This is a genomic window from Streptomyces sp. NBC_00443, from assembly GCF_036014175.1.
Classification (GTDB): domain Bacteria; phylum Actinomycetota; class Actinomycetes; order Streptomycetales; family Streptomycetaceae; genus Streptomyces.
In genome coordinates this window covers 8,355,077-8,368,911 of sequence record NZ_CP107917.1, presented here as the reverse complement: position 1 = coordinate 8,368,911, position 13,835 = coordinate 8,355,077, and the positions used below count along the sequence as shown (strand labels likewise).

Sequence of the window (13,835 nt, the reverse complement as noted above, 5' to 3'; positions counted from 1 at the left end):
AGTTTGTGCCGCAAATAAACAAAGCCCGATCGCACAACGCCGTGCCGGGCACCCCGAACGACCTCTCCCGCCTCCGTATCGCCCTGACCACCTTCTTCGCCCTGGACGGCTTCCTCTTCGCCGGCTGGGTCGTCCGCATTCCCGCCATCAAGGAGCAGACCGGCGCGTCGGCCGGCGATCTCGGCCTGGCCCTCCTCGGCGTCTCCGCCGGTGCCGTGCTCACCATGACGCTCACCGGCCGGCTCTGCCGCCGCTTCGGCACCCACGAGGTCACCGTGGTCTGCGCCGTCCTGCTCTCCCTCAGTGTGGCGCTGCCTCCGCTCACGCACTCGACGCTCGCGCTCGGTGCCGTCCTGTTGATCTTCGGGGCCGCCTACGGCGGCATCAACGTCGCCTTCAACAGCGCCGCCGTGGACCTCGTGACCGCCCTGCGCCGGCCCATCATGCCCAGCTTCCACGCGGCCTTCAGCCTGGGCGGCATGGTCGGCGCGGGCCTCGGCGGGCTGGTCGCGGGGGTCCTCTCCCCCACCCGGCATCTGCTGAGCCTCGCCGTCATCGGGCTGCTGGTGACGGCAGTGGCCGGCCGTACGCTGCTGCGCCACGAGCCGCCGACGCCCACGAGCCCCGGCCGCCCCGCGAACGACGCCCCGCGCCGTCTGGATCCCCGAACGCGCGGACTGGTGATCGTCTTCGGCCTGATCGCCCTGTGCACGGCCTACGGCGAGGGCGCCATGGCCGACTGGGGTGCCCTGCACCTCGCACAGGACCTGGCCGCCTCACCCGGTGTCGCAGCCATCGGCTACTCGTGCTTCGCCCTGGCCATGACCATCGGCCGGCTCTCCGGTACGGCCCTGCTCGAACGGCTCGGCCACGGCCGTACCGTCGTCGCGGGCGGCGCCACCGCGGCGGCCGGCATGGTCCTCGGCTCGCTCGCACCCTCCCTGTGGGCGGCGCTGCTCGGATTCGCGGTGACCGGACTCGGTCTCGCCAACCTCTTCCCCGTCGCCGTCGAACGCGCGGGCACCCTCGCAGGACCGAGCGGAGTCGCGATCGCCTCCACCCTCGGCTACGGCGGCATGCTCCTCGGACCACCCGCCATCGGCTTCATGGCGGACTGGTTCTCCCTGCCCGTCGCCCTCACCAGCGTGGCCGTACTGGCGGCGATCGCCACGCTCATCGGCGTCGCGACCCGGCACACCGCACCCAACTGACCGAGGCCGTACGCCCTCCCCCGGCCCAGGACGTTGTGCGGCCCACTCCCCGGCCCCATCATGACCGGATGGCACGCCTCCACGACCTCGTCATCGACTGTGCCCACCCGGCCGCCATGGCCCGCTTCTGGGCCGCCGCCCTCGATGACCACGCCATTGCCCCGTACGACGACGCCGAACTGGCGCGGCTGCGCGCGCAAGGCATCTCGGGCCCGGAGGACGACCCGACCGTGCTCGTCGAGCCGCGTGGCGGCGGCCCTCGGCTGTGGTGTCAGGTCGTGCCGGAGCCCAAGCGCGTGAAGAACCGCCTCCACCTGGACCTGGTCTCCACCGACCCGGAGGCCGAGCTCGGCCGGCTCACCGCCCTCGGCGCGACGGTCCAGGACCGCCAGGAGGACCACTGGGTCCTGGCCGACCCCGAGGGCAACGAGTTCTGCCTGTTTCCCAGCCCGTCCTGAACTCCCCGCACCACGCCATGGACGCCCATGGCAGCACCCGGCGCCCTGACACGGCTCAGACCCGCGCGAGCTCCGCCGCCCCGAACGACACGTCGAAACGGTCGCACCAGATGCTCACGCTGCTGTAGCGCGACAGGTCGACATCCTGCGGCACCGCGTAGTTCTGGCTGCCCTTGTTGCCCTTGAGCTTGCCGAGGCTGATGTGCGCGCCGTCGTCGAAGACGCGCCAGCCGGCCGTGCCCTCCTTCACGGGCGCGTCGGTCAGCAGCACGCGCAGGTCGGGTCCGTTGCTGGTCTCCAGCTTCTCCAGGCGTACGACATGGGAGCCGTCGGCCAGCCGCACCAGCTTCACCGTGCCCGACGTCGTGTGCTCGTGGCTGATCAGCTCACCGCCGGCCAGCGTCTTCGGGCCGGGCGCCGAGGAGGCCGGCCCCTCCGGTGAGGACGCGCCCGGTGAGGACGCACCCGGCGAGGAGGTCGCCCCTGCCGGGGTCTGCGCCGCCGCGGGCAGGGCCTCCTCCACGGTCCGGTCCTGCCACAGCTTCCACGGCTGGAACCAGTACAGCCCGAAGCCGCCCACGGCCACCGTCAGCACCAGGACCCCGATACCCCACGGCCCGAACAGCTTCCTGCGCACCCGCCCCATGACCGCCCCACTTCCTGAGAGTCGTCCGTCGACCGTCCGTCGACGTCCATTCAACGGAACTCAAGGCCCGCCGTGCACACCGGGGGTGATGACGAAACCCTTACGTCCCGACGCCCGGCCGCCAGGACTGCGGGTGTTCCGTCCGGCACACTCACCCCATGGACACCGCCGACTTCGTTCGAACCCTGGACCGCGAGGGGCAGCTGCTGGCAGCGGCAGCCGAGGCGGCCGGGTCCGAGGCCGAGGTGCCGACCTGTCCGGACTGGCAGGTGCGGGATCTGCTGCGGCACACGGGCATGGTGCACCGCTGGGCGGCGGAGTTCGTGGCCGAGGGTCACACCTCCGCGCACCCCGACGGCGGCCTGCCCCACCTCGACGGCGCCGAGCTGCTCGCCTGGTTCCGGGAGGGGCACCGTCACCTGGTCGACACGCTGGCCGGCGCTCCGGCCGACGTGCGCTGCTGGCAGTTCCTGCCCGCTCCCTCGCCGCTCGCGTTCTGGGCCCGCAGACAGGCGCACGAGACGACCGTGCACCGCTTCGACGCGGAGACGGCACGCGGCGATACCCCGAGCGGGATCGACTCCGACTTCGCGGCGGACGGCATCGACGAGTTGCTGCTGGCCTTCCACGCCCGGCGCAGGAGCCGGGTCCGCAGCGCCGAATCCCGGGTGCTGCGGGTGCGGGCGACGGACACGGACGACGCGGTGTGGACCGTACGGCTGTCGCAGGAACCGCCGGTGCCCCGGCGAGGCGATGCCGCTCAGGCCGACTGCGAGATCTCCGGGCCGGTCGCACGGCTGTATCTGGCGCTGTGGAACCGGCTGCCCTTCCCGCACGTGACCGGCGACGCCGCCGTCGCCACGCTGTGGCGGGAGAACTCCGCGGTCACCTGGAGCTGATGGCGCTGAGCGGAGCCAACGCGCGGCCCGACCCGGGCTTCACGCCCGTCAGTTCGCCAGCATCCTCGTCAGCACCGCGCGCTGCACCGGCAGCACTTCGCCGTGCAGCGTGCGCCCCTTCGCCGTGAGCGCCACCCGCACACCCCGCCGGTCCTCCGCGCACATACCGCGCTCGACGAGTCCGTCCTTCTCCAGCCGGGCGATCAGCCGCGAGAGGGCACTCTGGCTCAGATGGACGCGCTCGGAGATCTCCTGGACCCGGTACGAACAGGCACCGTCCGCCAGCACGTCCAGGACCTCGAAGTCGCTGGCGCACAGGCCGTGTTGGTGCAGCGCACGGTCGAGTTCGCACTGGGTACGCGCATGCAGCGCCAGGATGTCCCGCCACTGGTCCACGAGCGCCCGCTCGGCCTTCGTCGCCGCCATGGCCGCACCGTAGCAGAAACCGCGTTTTGTTGCACTGGAATTAAATGCATTTGCATTCGATGCATGCGCATGTAGTGTCTCGGCCATGACCTCTCCGCTCATCTCCCCCGCGTCCGACGGGCGTTGGACGCCCCGGCTGTGGGGCACCTTGCTGGTGCTGTGCGCCGCAATGTTCCTGGACGCACTCGACGTGTCGATGGTCGGCGTCGCCCTGCCGTCCATCGGCGCCGACCTGGGCCTGTCCACCTCGACCCTGCAGTGGATCGTCAGCGGCTACATCCTCGGCTACGGCGGACTGCTCCTCCTCGGCGGTCGGGCCGCCGACCTGCTGGGCCGACGCCAGGTCTTCCTGGTGGCCCTCGCCGTCTTCGCGCTCGCCTCGCTGCTCGGCGGGCTCGTCGACTCGGGCCCGCTGCTGATCGCAAGCCGCTTCATCAAGGGCCTGGCCGCCGCCTTCACCGCGCCCGCCGGTCTGTCCATCATCACCACGACGTTCGCCGAGGGCCCCGTACGCAACCGGGCACTGGCGATCTACACCACCTGCGGTGCCACCGGCTACTCGATGGGGCTGGTCTTCTCCGGCCTGCTCACCGAGGCCAGTTGGCGCCTGACCATGCTGCTCCCGGCGCCCGTCGCGCTGATCGCCCTGGCCGTCGGCCTGAAGCTGCTTCCGCGCACCGAGCGCGAGAAGAACACCGGCGGCTACGACATCCCGGGCGCCGTCCTCGGCACCGCCTCCATGCTGCTGCTCGTCTTCACCGTCGTCGAAGCGCCGCAAGCGGGCTGGGGCTCCGCGCGCACGGTCCTGTCCTTCGTCGCCGTCGTCGTGATGCTGACGGCCTTCGTCCGCGTCGAGCGGCGCAGCCCCAGCCCACTGATCCGGCTCGGTGTGCTGCGCTCCGGGGCTCAAGTGCGGGCGCAACTGGGCGCGTTGACGTTCGTCGGCAGCTACATCGGCTTCCAGTTCCTGGTCACGCTGTACATGCAGGAGCTGCTCGGCTGGTCGGCGCTGCACACGGCTCTGGCGTTCCTGCCTGCGGGCGCGCTCGTGGCACTGTCGGCGACGAAGGTCGGTGCGATCATCGACCGGTTCGGCACGGCACGGCTGATCGCGATCGGCTTCGCCCTGATGGTCGCGGGCTATGTCCTGTTCCTGCGCATCGACCTCGACCCGGTCTACGCGGCGGTGATCCTGCCCACCATGCTGCTGGTCGGCTCGGCCTTCGCGCTGACCTTCCCCTCGCTGAACGTCCAGGCCACGAACGGCGTCGACGAACACGAGCAGGGCATGGTCTCGGGTCTGCTCAACACCTCGGTCCAGGTGGGCGGCGCACTCTTCCTGGCGGTGGTGACAGCGGTGCTGACCGCGAACACGCCCGAGGAGTCCGCACCCCCGCAGGCTCACCTCGACAGCTACATGCCGGCTCTGGTCGTGATCACGGGCATCGCGGTCGCGGGTCTCCTCATCGCCCTCACCGGACTGCGCACGCGTAGCGAGCAGCAGACCGTCGTGGTCGCCAAGTCCGCACCGCTGGAGGCGGAACGCGTCACCGTAGGCGACTAGGGGCCGCGGCCGGTGCCGGAGGCCATCCGCCCACGCCTCCGGCAGGAACAGGTAGCCGATTTCGGTCTCTCCGGCATCGGGACGGACGTGACCCGGCCGCTCTGCGTCAAAGTGCGCCCGGCGGCGCCCCTTGCTCCGCCTGGCGCACGCCTGTGAAACTCCCTGTATGACCATGTATGGGGGACGGCGCAGTCAGGCCGAGCGGGACGCGATCACCGTCGAGATCGGATACGCCCTGTGCAGTGCGGCGTTCGCGGCGGCCGTGCTGTTCGGGGCCGTGGCCGGACCGGCGTTCGCCTTCGACGTGTCGGCCGGGACGCGCACCACGCTCGTCGCGGCGGGGACGACTGCGGCGGCCGTGCTGTTCGTCGCCCGCGTCGTCAGTGTGCTGGTCCGCTTCGGGCAGCGGAAGGCCGCGGCAGGCGAGGCCGGTCAGCCCAGCCAGCCCGGCCGTACCAACCCGGACTCGTAGGCCAGCACCACGAGTTGGGCCCGGTCCCGGGCGCCGAGCTTCACCATCGTGCGGCTGACGTGGGTCTTCGCGGTGAGCGGGCTGACCACCAGGCGCCGGGCGATCTCCTCGTTGGACAGTCCGATGCCGACCAGCGCCATCACCTCACGCTCGCGCTCGGTGAGTTCGGCGAGGGCGTCGGCGGCCGCGGGCTCCTTGGAGCGGGCGGCGAACTCGGCGATGAGACGGCGGGTCACACCCGGCGACAGCAGCGCGTCACCGTCGACCACCGCCCTTACCGCGCGCAGGAGTTCGTCGGGCTCGGTGTCCTTGACCAGGAAGCCGGAGGCGCCCGAGCGGATGGCCTCGAAGACGTACTCGTCGAGCTCGAAGGTGGTGAGCATGACCACCTTGACGCCCGTGAGGTCGCCGTCGCCGGTGACCCGGCGGGTCGCGGCGAGGCCGTCGAGGAGCGGCATGCGGATGTCCATCAGGACGACGTCGGGCCGCAGTTCGCGCACCTTGCGCACCGCCTCCTCGCCGTCGGATGCCTCCCCCGCCACCTCGATGTCGGGCTGTGCGTCGAGCAGCGCGCGGAAGCCGGCCCGCACCAGTGACTGGTCGTCGGCGAGCAGTACGCGGATCACCGGTCCTCCTTGACGTGGTTGCTCGGTTCGCCGGCGGGAGCCTTCAACGGCAGTACGGCTAGCACCCGGAACCCGCCGTCGGCACGCGGGCCCGCCTCGATCGTGCCACCGAGGGCGGCCGCCCGCTCCCGCATTCCGGCGAGTCCGTTGCCGCTGCCGCCCGCGTCGGTGCCGGTCGCGGGACCGTCGTCGTCGATGCGCAGCCGTAGCGTCGTCCCGTCGGAAGGGTCGAGATGCACGCGTGCGTGCCGTGACTCCGAGTGGCGCACGACGTTGGTGAGGGCTTCCTGGATGATCCGGAAGGCCGCGAGGTCCGTGCCGGGTGCCAGGCGGGGCGGCTCGCCCTCGACCTCGACGGTGAGGCCCGCGCTCGCCGCCTGCTCCACCAGTTCGGGCAGCCGGTCGAGGCCGGGGGCCGGGGCGCGGGGCGCGTCGCCGGGGGTGCGCAGGGTGTCGAGGACCTGGCGGACCTCGCCGAGCGCCTCCTTGCTCTTGGCCTTGATGGTGGTGAGGGCCGTGCGCGCCTGCTCTGGGTCGGTGTCAAGGAGGGCGAGTCCGACGCCCGCCTGCACATTGATCACGGAGATGCTGTGCGCGAGGACGTCGTGCAGTTCGCGGGCGATCCGCAGCCGCTCCTCGTCGGCGCGCCTCCGCGCTGCCTGCGCCCGCTCGGCCCGCTCCCGTACCCACTGCTCGCGCCGGGTCCTGGCCAGCTCCGAAACCGCCACGATCGCCGCCACCCAGGCGGCGATCACACCCTCCTGCCCCCAGGGGGCGGCCGAGTCGCCGGACGGCGGCAGCCACTGGTACAGCCAGTGGGCGACCAGGGCGTGTCCGATCCAGAACACCCCCACCGCAGCCCAGGTGGCCCTGCGATGTCCGGTGACGATGGCGTTGAAGCAGGCCACGGCGACGGCCAGGAACACCGGGCCGTACGGGTATCCGGCGCCGAGGTAGAGCGTCGCGGCGACCGCGGTCCCGAAGACGACGGCCACCGGGTACCGCTTGCGCCACAGCAGCAGGGCCGACGCCACGAACAGCAGGGCGCGTGCGAAGGGGTCGAGCGGGGCCCGGTAGTCCAGCTGCCCCTCGGCCGCGAAGTTCGAGCCGGCCATGACGAAGACCGTGATCAGCAGCGTGGAGCGCCAGGGCCAGCGAGAGGCGTGCTCCTCGTCCTCCCAGCGGTTCCACCACGGCGGCCCCTGCCGCCACCACATCGGCGGACCGCCGCCCCGGCGTACCTGCTGCTCATCCATGTCCGCCACGCTAGACGCGATGGCTGCCGGGCGGCGTCACCCGGGCGTGGTGATCACGGATACTCCCCGCGAAGTACGCCCTCCTCCCCCTCCTCGGCGGCTCACGCCAGTCCCACGTCCTGGGCGAGCCGGCCCACCGCATGCCGGAAGAAGGCCTCCCGGTCCTCCACGACCCGGTGGAACTGCCCGAACAACTCGAACCCGACGAGCCCGAAGAGCTGGGCCCAGGCGGCGATCAGGGCCGCGACAGCGGCCGGGGGGAGGTCTGGGGCCAGGTCGGCGGCCATGCGCTCGGCCTCGGGGCGCAGTTCGGGGGACAGGGGCGGTTCGGTGAGGCCGGAGTGCTGGTGGGCGTCGCGGAGGATGCCGATGAAGAGGAGGCCGACGCGGGAGGCGGGCGGGACCGTGGTGTCGGGCGCGGTGTAGCCGGGCACGGGCGAGCCGTAGATCAGCGCGTACTCGTGCGGATGCCGCAGCGCCCAGTCGCGTACGGCCTCCGCGACCGCCGTCCAGCGCCGCACGGGCCCGGCACCGGCGGCCTCGCCGTGTGCGGCCTCCGCGCACTCGCCGAGGGAGTCGTAGGCGTCGATGATGAGAGCGGTCAGCAGGTCGTCCCGGCTGGGGAAGTACCGGTAGAGCGCGGAGGAGACCATGCCGAGTTCGCGGGCCACGGCGCGCAGCGAGAGCTTCGCGGCGCCCTCGGCCGCGAGCTGTCTGCGCGCCTCGTCCTTGATGGCCGCCGTGACTTCCAGCCGGGCCCGGGCACGTGCGCCCTGTGTGGTGCTGCTCATGTGAGCCAGTCTTCCACGGATCACAGAGCAGTGCACATATTCGAGAGCACTGCTCTTGCCCTGGATCAGCAATCTCGTGCACACTGCTCTCAAGCGAGAGCACCGCTCTCTCAATCTCGAGATCGAACTCCGGGAGTCATCGATGTCGTCGCCGTACTACCTCAAGGGCAGCCCGCTGAACGTCCGATTCAACAGCGTCGTCGGCTGGCTGGCCCGGCACGGGTTCAGCATCGCGGGCACGGCGGAGATGTCCGTGCGCGGGCGCAAGAGCGGCTCCATGCAGCGCATCCCGGTCAACCCGCACACGTACGGGGGAACGCAGTACCTCGTCTCGGCCCGCGGCCACTCCCAGTGGGTGCGCAACATGCGTGCCGCCGGCGGCGGGGAACTGCGCGTCGGGCGCAAGGTACGCCAGTTCTCCGCGGTGGAGATTCCCGACGGGATGAAGCTCCCGATCCTGCGGACCTACCTGGAGAAGTGGGGCTGGGAGGTCAACCAGTACTTCGACGGGGTCACCGCGAAGTCCTCCGACGCGGAGATCGTCGCGGCCGCCCCGGACCACCCCGTCTTCCGGATCACCGTCGAGAAGTGACCCGGATCATCGTCAGGAAGTGGCCTCGTCGGGTGCCGGCGCCGGAGTCGGGTCCGGCAGCCGGCGGCGGTCCAGCGCGGTCAGGGCGCGCTGGGCCATGGGATGTGTACGGACCATCTCGCCCAGTGACGTGGCGCCGCGGGTGATGTCCATGAACGCCTTCCAGGCCGGCCGGACACCGGTCAGCGCCATGTGGAAGAGCCCGGGCCGGCGCTCGAACGCCGTCAGCAGCCGCTTGCCGACGCTCATCTCGACGCCGAGTCCCGCCTTGATCGCGAAGGCGTAGTTCAGCGCCTGGCGCCGGGTGTCCACGGCGTCGTGCGCCTCGGCGACCCGCACCGCCCACTCCCCCGCGAGCCGCCCCGACCGCAGCGCGAACGAGATTCCCTCGCGGGTCCACGGCTCCAGCAGGCCCGCCGCGTCACCGCACACCAGCACCCGCCCACGCGACAGCGGCGAGTCGTCGGCGCGGCAGCGCGTCAAGTGGCCGGAGGAGATGCTCGGTTCGAACCCGGCCAGCCCGAGCCGCCCGATGAACTCATCCAAGTACCGCTTGGTCGCGGCGCCTTCACCACGCGCCGAGATCACCCCGACCGTGAGCGTGTCGCCCTTGGGGAACACCCAGCCGTAACTGCCGGGAATCGGCCCCCAGTCGATGAGCACCCGCCCCTGCCAGTCCTCGGCGACCGTCTCCGGCACCGGGATCTCCGCCTCCAGGCCGAGGTCCACCTGGTCGAGCTTCACCCCGACATGGGCTCCTATCCGGCTGGCGCTGCCGTCCGCGCCGACGACGGCCCGCGCGAGCAGCGTCTCGCCGCCCTGCAGGACCACGGCGACGCTGCGCCGGTCCGGCACCGCCGAGCCGTGCTGCTCGACGCGCTGCACGGTCACGCCCGTGCGCAGTTCGGCGCCCGCCTTCTGGGCGTGCTCGACCAGTTGCTGGTCGAACTCGGGCCGGTTGATCAGCCCGAACAGCATGTGCTTGGAGCGGCGGGTGCGGGTGAAGCGGCCGTTGTTGGAGAACGTGACCGCGTGCACCCGGTCCCGGAAAGGCAGCTCGAAGCCGGGTGGGAGCGAGTCGCGCGAGGGTCCGATGATGCCGCCGCCGCATGTCTTGTAGCGCGGCAGTTCCGCTTTCTCCAGCACCAGCACGCTCCGCCCGGCGACGGCCGCCGCATACGCGGCCGAGGCCCCCGCGGGTCCCGCGCCCACCACGACGACGTCCCACACCTGCTGCACGTCGTCCGCCGAAGAGTTCTCGCTGCTCACGATGGTCTACTGCTCCCGATCAAGCCGCCTACGCCTGCTGTCCCCCGCATCCTACGGCGGGCATCGTCGCAGGCTGCTGTGGGAGGATCACAGCACTCACTGGTACAACGTCGCACCCACAAGGAGCGTGCCCATGTCGTCGAATCCGGTCGCCGAGACCGTCGCCTCGCTGATGCCAAGGGCGAAGGCGGAGCTCACCGAACTGGTGGCGTTCAAGTCGGTGGCGGACTTCGACCAGTTCCCGAGGAGCGAGAGCGAGGGCGCCGCCCGCTGGGTCGCCGACGCCCTGCGCGCGGAGGGCTTCGAGGACGTGGCGCTGCTGGACACCCCCGACGGCACGCAGTCGGTGTACGGCTACCTGCCCGGTCCCGCGGGTGCGAAGACGGTCCTGCTGTACGCCCACTACGACGTGCAGCCCCCGCTGGACGAGGCCGCCTGGCACACCCCGCCCTTCGAGCTGACCGAGCGCGACGGCCGCTGGTACGGGCGCGGCGCCGCCGACTGCAAGGGCGGCCTGATCATGCACCTGCTGGCGCTGCGCGCGCTCAAGGCCGACGGCGGCGTGCCGGTGCACGTGAAGGTGATCGCCGAGGGCTCGGAGGAGATGGGCACGGGCGGTCTGGAGCGGTACGCCGAGGCACACCCGGACCTGCTGGCGGCCGACACCATCGTGATCGGCGACGCGGGCAACTTCCGCGTCGGCCTGCCGACGGTGACCTCGACGCTGCGCGGCATGACCCTCATGCGCGTGCAGATCGACACACTCGAAGGCAACCTGCACTCCGGCCAGTTCGGCGGGGCCGCTCCGGACGCACTCGGCGCGCTGATCCGCGTCCTGGACTCGCTGCGCGCCGAGGACGGTTCGACGACGGTGGACGGGCTGACCGACGAGTCGGCGTGGCCGGGTCTGCAGTACGACGAGGCGCAGTTCCGCAAGGACGCCAAGGTCCTCGACGGCGTCGGACTGATCGGCTCCGGCACGGTCGCCGACCGTATCTGGTCACGCCCCGCCGTCACCGTCCTGGGCATCGACTGCCCGCCGGTCGTCGGCGCCACCCCGTCCGTGCAGGCGAGCGCCCGGGCGCTGATCAGCCTGCGGGTGCCGCCGGGCGTCGACGCCGCCGAGGCGACCAAGCTGCTCCAGGCCCACCTGGAGACGCACACGCCGTGGGGTGCCCGGGTGCGCACCGAGCAGATAGGCCAGGGCCAGGCGTTCCGCGCCGACACGAGCAGCCCGGCGTACCAGGCCATGGCGGACGCGATGGCGGTGGCGTACCCGGGCCAGGAGATGCAGTACGCCGGCCAGGGCGGCTCGATCCCGCTGTGCAACACCCTCGCCTCCCTCTACCCGCACGCGGAGATCCTCCTCATCGGCCTGAGCGAGCCGGAGGCCCAGATCCACGCCGTGAACGAGAGCGTGTCCCCGCAGGAGCTGGAGCGGCTGTCGGTCGCGGAGGCGCTGTTCCTCCGTAACTACGCGGCGAGTTGAGGGACCCACAGCTGATGATGGGGCGATGATCCGCACCGAACGCCTCGCCGCCCACACCGACATCGCCACGTCCCTGGCACTGCTCAGCGACCACGAACTCGCGGCCCTCGTGGAGTCGGGCGAACCGCTCGGCACCGGGATCGGGGGCCGTTCGACACTGATCGAGGTGGACGGCCGACGGGTCTTCGTGAAGCGGGTGCCGCTCACCGACGTCGAGTTGCGGCCGGATAACGTCCGCTCCCCGGCGAACCTCCTCGGACTGCCGGCGTTCTTCCACTACGGCATCGGCAGTCCGGGGTTCGGTGCCTGGCGGGAACTCGCCGTGCACACGATGACCACGAACTGGGTGCTGGCCGACCGGTTCGCGGGGTTCCCGCTGACCCACCACTGGCGGGTCCTGCCCGACGTACCGCAGCCGTTGCACGAGTTGCTGTCCGATGCGGAGCGGGCCGTCGACTACTGGGGCGGCGGCCCACGGGTGCGCGAGCGCATCGAGGGACTGCGGACGGCGTCCGCGAGCCTGACGCTGTTCCTGGAGTATGTGCCGTACACACTGAACGAATGGCTGGACGCCCGGCTGCGCACGGAGGAAGCCGACGCCGCGTGCGCTCTTGTGGAACGAGAGCTCGCGGCCACCATCGGCTTCCTCCGCGAGAGCGGGCTGGTGCACTTCGACGCCCACTTCCTGAACTTCCTCACGGACGGCCACCGGCTCTACCTCGCCGACTACGGCCTCGCTCTCTCCGCCCGCTTCCCCCTCTCCCCACAGGAGCGCGGCTTCTTCGAGCGGCACCGGCACTACGACCGCGACTACACCGCATTCCACTTCGTGAACTGGCTCGCGACCGCCCTGTACGGCTACGGCAAGGACGATCGCGAGGCCTTCGTGCGTGACTGCGCCGACGGGGCGAGGCCGCGGGACATCCCGGGCACCGCCGCCGACATCATCGAGCGCCATGCGCCGCTGGCCGTCGTGATGGGTGACTTCGCCAAGCGCCTGCAGCACGAGAGCAGGCTGACCCCGTACCCGTACGACGAGCTGCGACTCGCTCACGAAGGCGCCGGCACGCCCGCCTCCAGATAGAGCGCCGCCCCGCGTTCCCGCGCCCGCAGCGCCCAGCGCAGTCGCTCGTACCGCACCGGCGGCAGCAGATCGGCCGCCTCCGCCTCGGTGACGAAGCGCCAGTCGCGCAGTTCGGGCCCGGGCAGCAGGAGCTGTTCGGCCTCCGCAGAGTCGAGCCGCCCGCCGTCGAAGAGGAGGCGCAGACCTCCGTAGCCGGGTGGCGAGGGCCGCTCCCAGTCGACGACGAGGAGGCGCGGTACGTCGTCCAGCCGTATCCCCGTCTCCTCGGCGACCTCGCGGATGCCCGCGCGCGCGGGCGCCTCGCCGGGTTCCACGACGCCACCGGGGAACTCCCAGCCGGGCTTGTAGGTGGGGTCGACGAGCAGCACGCGGTCCTCCTCGTCGAAGAGCAGGACGCCCGAGGCGAGGGTCTCGGCGGTGGGCTCGGGCGTCTGCACGATGTCGCAGACGGGGACCGAACCGCTGCCGACGGCCTCGGCGATACGGACGGCGGTCTCGTACGGGGTCAGGCCACCGCTGTCGACGGGATAGGCGTCGGCGGTGAGCCAGGAAGCGAGCGCGGCGCGATAGGGCTCTATGCGGTCGTACGACCACTGCCGGACCCGTATCTCGCCGTCGGGCAGGTCGGACGGAACCTCCCGCCCGGCTATTCGCTCCCGCAGGATCGTTTCCGCCGGAGCGAGGAGCACATGCTGGACGGTGATGCGGCGGGCGGCGAGGCCACCGAAGATCTCGTCGCGGTACTCCTGGCGCAGCAGCGTCATCGGAACCACGAGGGTCCCGCCGAGCTCGGCGAGCAGCGCGGCCGCCGTATCGATCACGATTCGTCGCCAGATCGGCAGGTCCTGGAAGTCACCGACCTCGGTGAGGTGTTTGGGCGGAAGCAGGTGAGTGAGTGCTCCGCCGATGACCTCGGGGTCGAAGAGCGTGCTGTTCGGGATCAGCTCGATCAGTTCCCGTGCGGTGGTGGTCTTCCCGCACCGAACGCACCGTTGATCCAAACGATCACGTTTCCCCTCTTCTGTTGGCCCCCTGTGGCTTGCCCGCTCCAC

Annotated in this window: 14 protein-coding genes and 2 pseudogenes; 8 read left to right on the top strand and 8 right to left on the bottom strand. The window is 71.4% G+C overall.

Translation table 11 applies throughout. The features are described 5' to 3' along the window. The first annotated feature begins 41 nt into the window (after window positions 1-41). Together OHO27_RS38125 and OHO27_RS38120 are read left to right on the top strand one after the other, a co-directional pair. A complete protein-coding gene (locus OHO27_RS38125; protein ID WP_328429489.1) occupies window positions 42-1,211 on the top strand; it encodes an MFS transporter in 1,170 nt (389 codons plus the stop codon). Between the two features lie 68 nt (window positions 1,212-1,279). Then, window positions 1,280-1,669, top strand: a complete 390-nt coding sequence (locus tag OHO27_RS38120) for a VOC family protein (RefSeq protein WP_328429488.1) — start codon at window positions 1,280-1,282, stop codon at window positions 1,667-1,669. Between the two features lie 55 nt (window positions 1,670-1,724). On the opposite strand, the gene OHO27_RS38115 is transcribed toward OHO27_RS38120, so the two are convergent. After that, window positions 1,725-2,315 (bottom strand): DM13 domain-containing protein, encoded by a 591-nt coding sequence (locus OHO27_RS38115; RefSeq protein ID WP_328429487.1) that lies wholly within the window; start codon window positions 2,313-2,315, stop codon window positions 1,725-1,727. Window positions 2,316-2,473: 158 nt separating this feature from the next. Between OHO27_RS38115 and OHO27_RS38110 the strand changes: the two genes are divergently transcribed. Beyond that, window positions 2,474-3,214, top strand: a complete 741-nt coding sequence (locus tag OHO27_RS38110; RefSeq protein ID WP_328429486.1) for a maleylpyruvate isomerase family mycothiol-dependent enzyme — start codon at window positions 2,474-2,476, stop codon at window positions 3,212-3,214. Between the two features lie 48 nt (window positions 3,215-3,262). On the opposite strand, the gene OHO27_RS38105 is transcribed toward OHO27_RS38110, so the two are convergent. Next, window positions 3,263-3,640, bottom strand: a complete 378-nt coding sequence (locus OHO27_RS38105) for a MarR family winged helix-turn-helix transcriptional regulator (protein WP_328429485.1) — start codon at window positions 3,638-3,640, stop codon at window positions 3,263-3,265. 85 nt (window positions 3,641-3,725) lie between these two features. Between OHO27_RS38105 and OHO27_RS38100 the strand changes: the two genes are divergently transcribed. Then, on the top strand, window positions 3,726-5,204 hold the full coding sequence (locus tag OHO27_RS38100; RefSeq protein WP_328429484.1) for an MFS transporter: 1,479 nt from the start codon (window positions 3,726-3,728) through the stop codon (window positions 5,202-5,204). A gap of 21 nt (window positions 5,205-5,225) precedes the next feature. Here OHO27_RS38100 and OHO27_RS38095 read toward each other — a convergent pair. Beyond that, window positions 5,226-5,312: pseudogene (locus OHO27_RS38095) on the bottom strand (GNAT family N-acetyltransferase); the annotation flags it as partial. 58 nt (window positions 5,313-5,370) lie between these two features. Between OHO27_RS38095 and OHO27_RS38090 the strand changes: the two are divergent. Further along, the gene (locus OHO27_RS38090; protein WP_328429483.1) at window positions 5,371-5,676 is read left to right on the top strand and encodes a DUF6332 family protein; all 306 of its coding nucleotides are present in this window, start codon (window positions 5,371-5,373) and stop codon (window positions 5,674-5,676) included. Here the strand turns inward: OHO27_RS38090 and OHO27_RS38085 are convergent. The 3 genes from OHO27_RS38085 to OHO27_RS38075 form a co-directional block, all read right to left on the bottom strand. Then, the gene (locus OHO27_RS38085) at window positions 5,637-6,302 is read right to left on the bottom strand and encodes a response regulator transcription factor (protein ID WP_328429482.1); all 666 of its coding nucleotides are present in this window, start codon (window positions 6,300-6,302) and stop codon (window positions 5,637-5,639) included. The two genes, OHO27_RS38090 and OHO27_RS38085, sit on opposite strands and share 40 nt — an antisense overlap. Beyond that, window positions 6,299-7,558 carry a sensor histidine kinase gene (locus OHO27_RS38080; protein WP_328429481.1) on the bottom strand — a complete coding sequence of 420 codons (1,260 nt, stop codon included), beginning with the start codon at window positions 7,556-7,558 and terminating at the stop codon, window positions 6,299-6,301. The genes OHO27_RS38085 and OHO27_RS38080 overlap by 4 nt, the downstream gene beginning before the upstream one ends. A gap of 101 nt (window positions 7,559-7,659) precedes the next feature. Further along, a complete protein-coding gene (locus OHO27_RS38075) occupies window positions 7,660-8,349 on the bottom strand; it encodes a TetR/AcrR family transcriptional regulator (protein ID WP_328429480.1) in 690 nt (229 codons plus the stop codon). 142 nt (window positions 8,350-8,491) lie between these two features. Between OHO27_RS38075 and OHO27_RS38070 the strand changes: the two genes are divergently transcribed. Beyond that, window positions 8,492-8,941, top strand: coding sequence for a nitroreductase/quinone reductase family protein (locus OHO27_RS38070; protein ID WP_328429479.1), 450 nt, complete (start codon window positions 8,492-8,494; stop codon window positions 8,939-8,941). A 12-nt stretch (window positions 8,942-8,953) separates the two neighbouring features. Here the strand turns inward: OHO27_RS38070 and OHO27_RS38065 are convergent, their stop codons facing one another. Then, on the bottom strand, window positions 8,954-10,210 hold the full coding sequence (locus OHO27_RS38065) for a geranylgeranyl reductase family protein (RefSeq protein WP_328429478.1): 1,257 nt from the start codon (window positions 10,208-10,210) through the stop codon (window positions 8,954-8,956). A gap of 133 nt (window positions 10,211-10,343) precedes the next feature. On the opposite strand from OHO27_RS38065, the gene OHO27_RS38060 reads away from it, so the two are divergent. Both OHO27_RS38060 and OHO27_RS38055 read left to right on the top strand, forming a co-directional pair. Next, window positions 10,344-11,699, top strand: coding sequence for a dipeptidase (locus OHO27_RS38060; RefSeq protein ID WP_328429477.1), 1,356 nt, complete (start codon window positions 10,344-10,346; stop codon window positions 11,697-11,699). Window positions 11,700-11,724: 25 nt separating this feature from the next. Then, window positions 11,725-12,783 carry a serine/threonine-protein kinase gene (locus OHO27_RS38055; RefSeq protein ID WP_328429476.1) on the top strand — a complete coding sequence of 353 codons (1,059 nt, stop codon included), beginning with the start codon at window positions 11,725-11,727 and terminating at the stop codon, window positions 12,781-12,783. Here the strand turns inward: OHO27_RS38055 and OHO27_RS38050 are convergent. Continuing rightward, window positions 12,750-13,792, bottom strand: a pseudogene (locus OHO27_RS38050) (NUDIX hydrolase). The gene OHO27_RS38055 and the pseudogene OHO27_RS38050 sit on opposite strands and share 34 nt — an antisense overlap. Window positions 13,793-13,835: the final 43 nt, after the last annotated feature.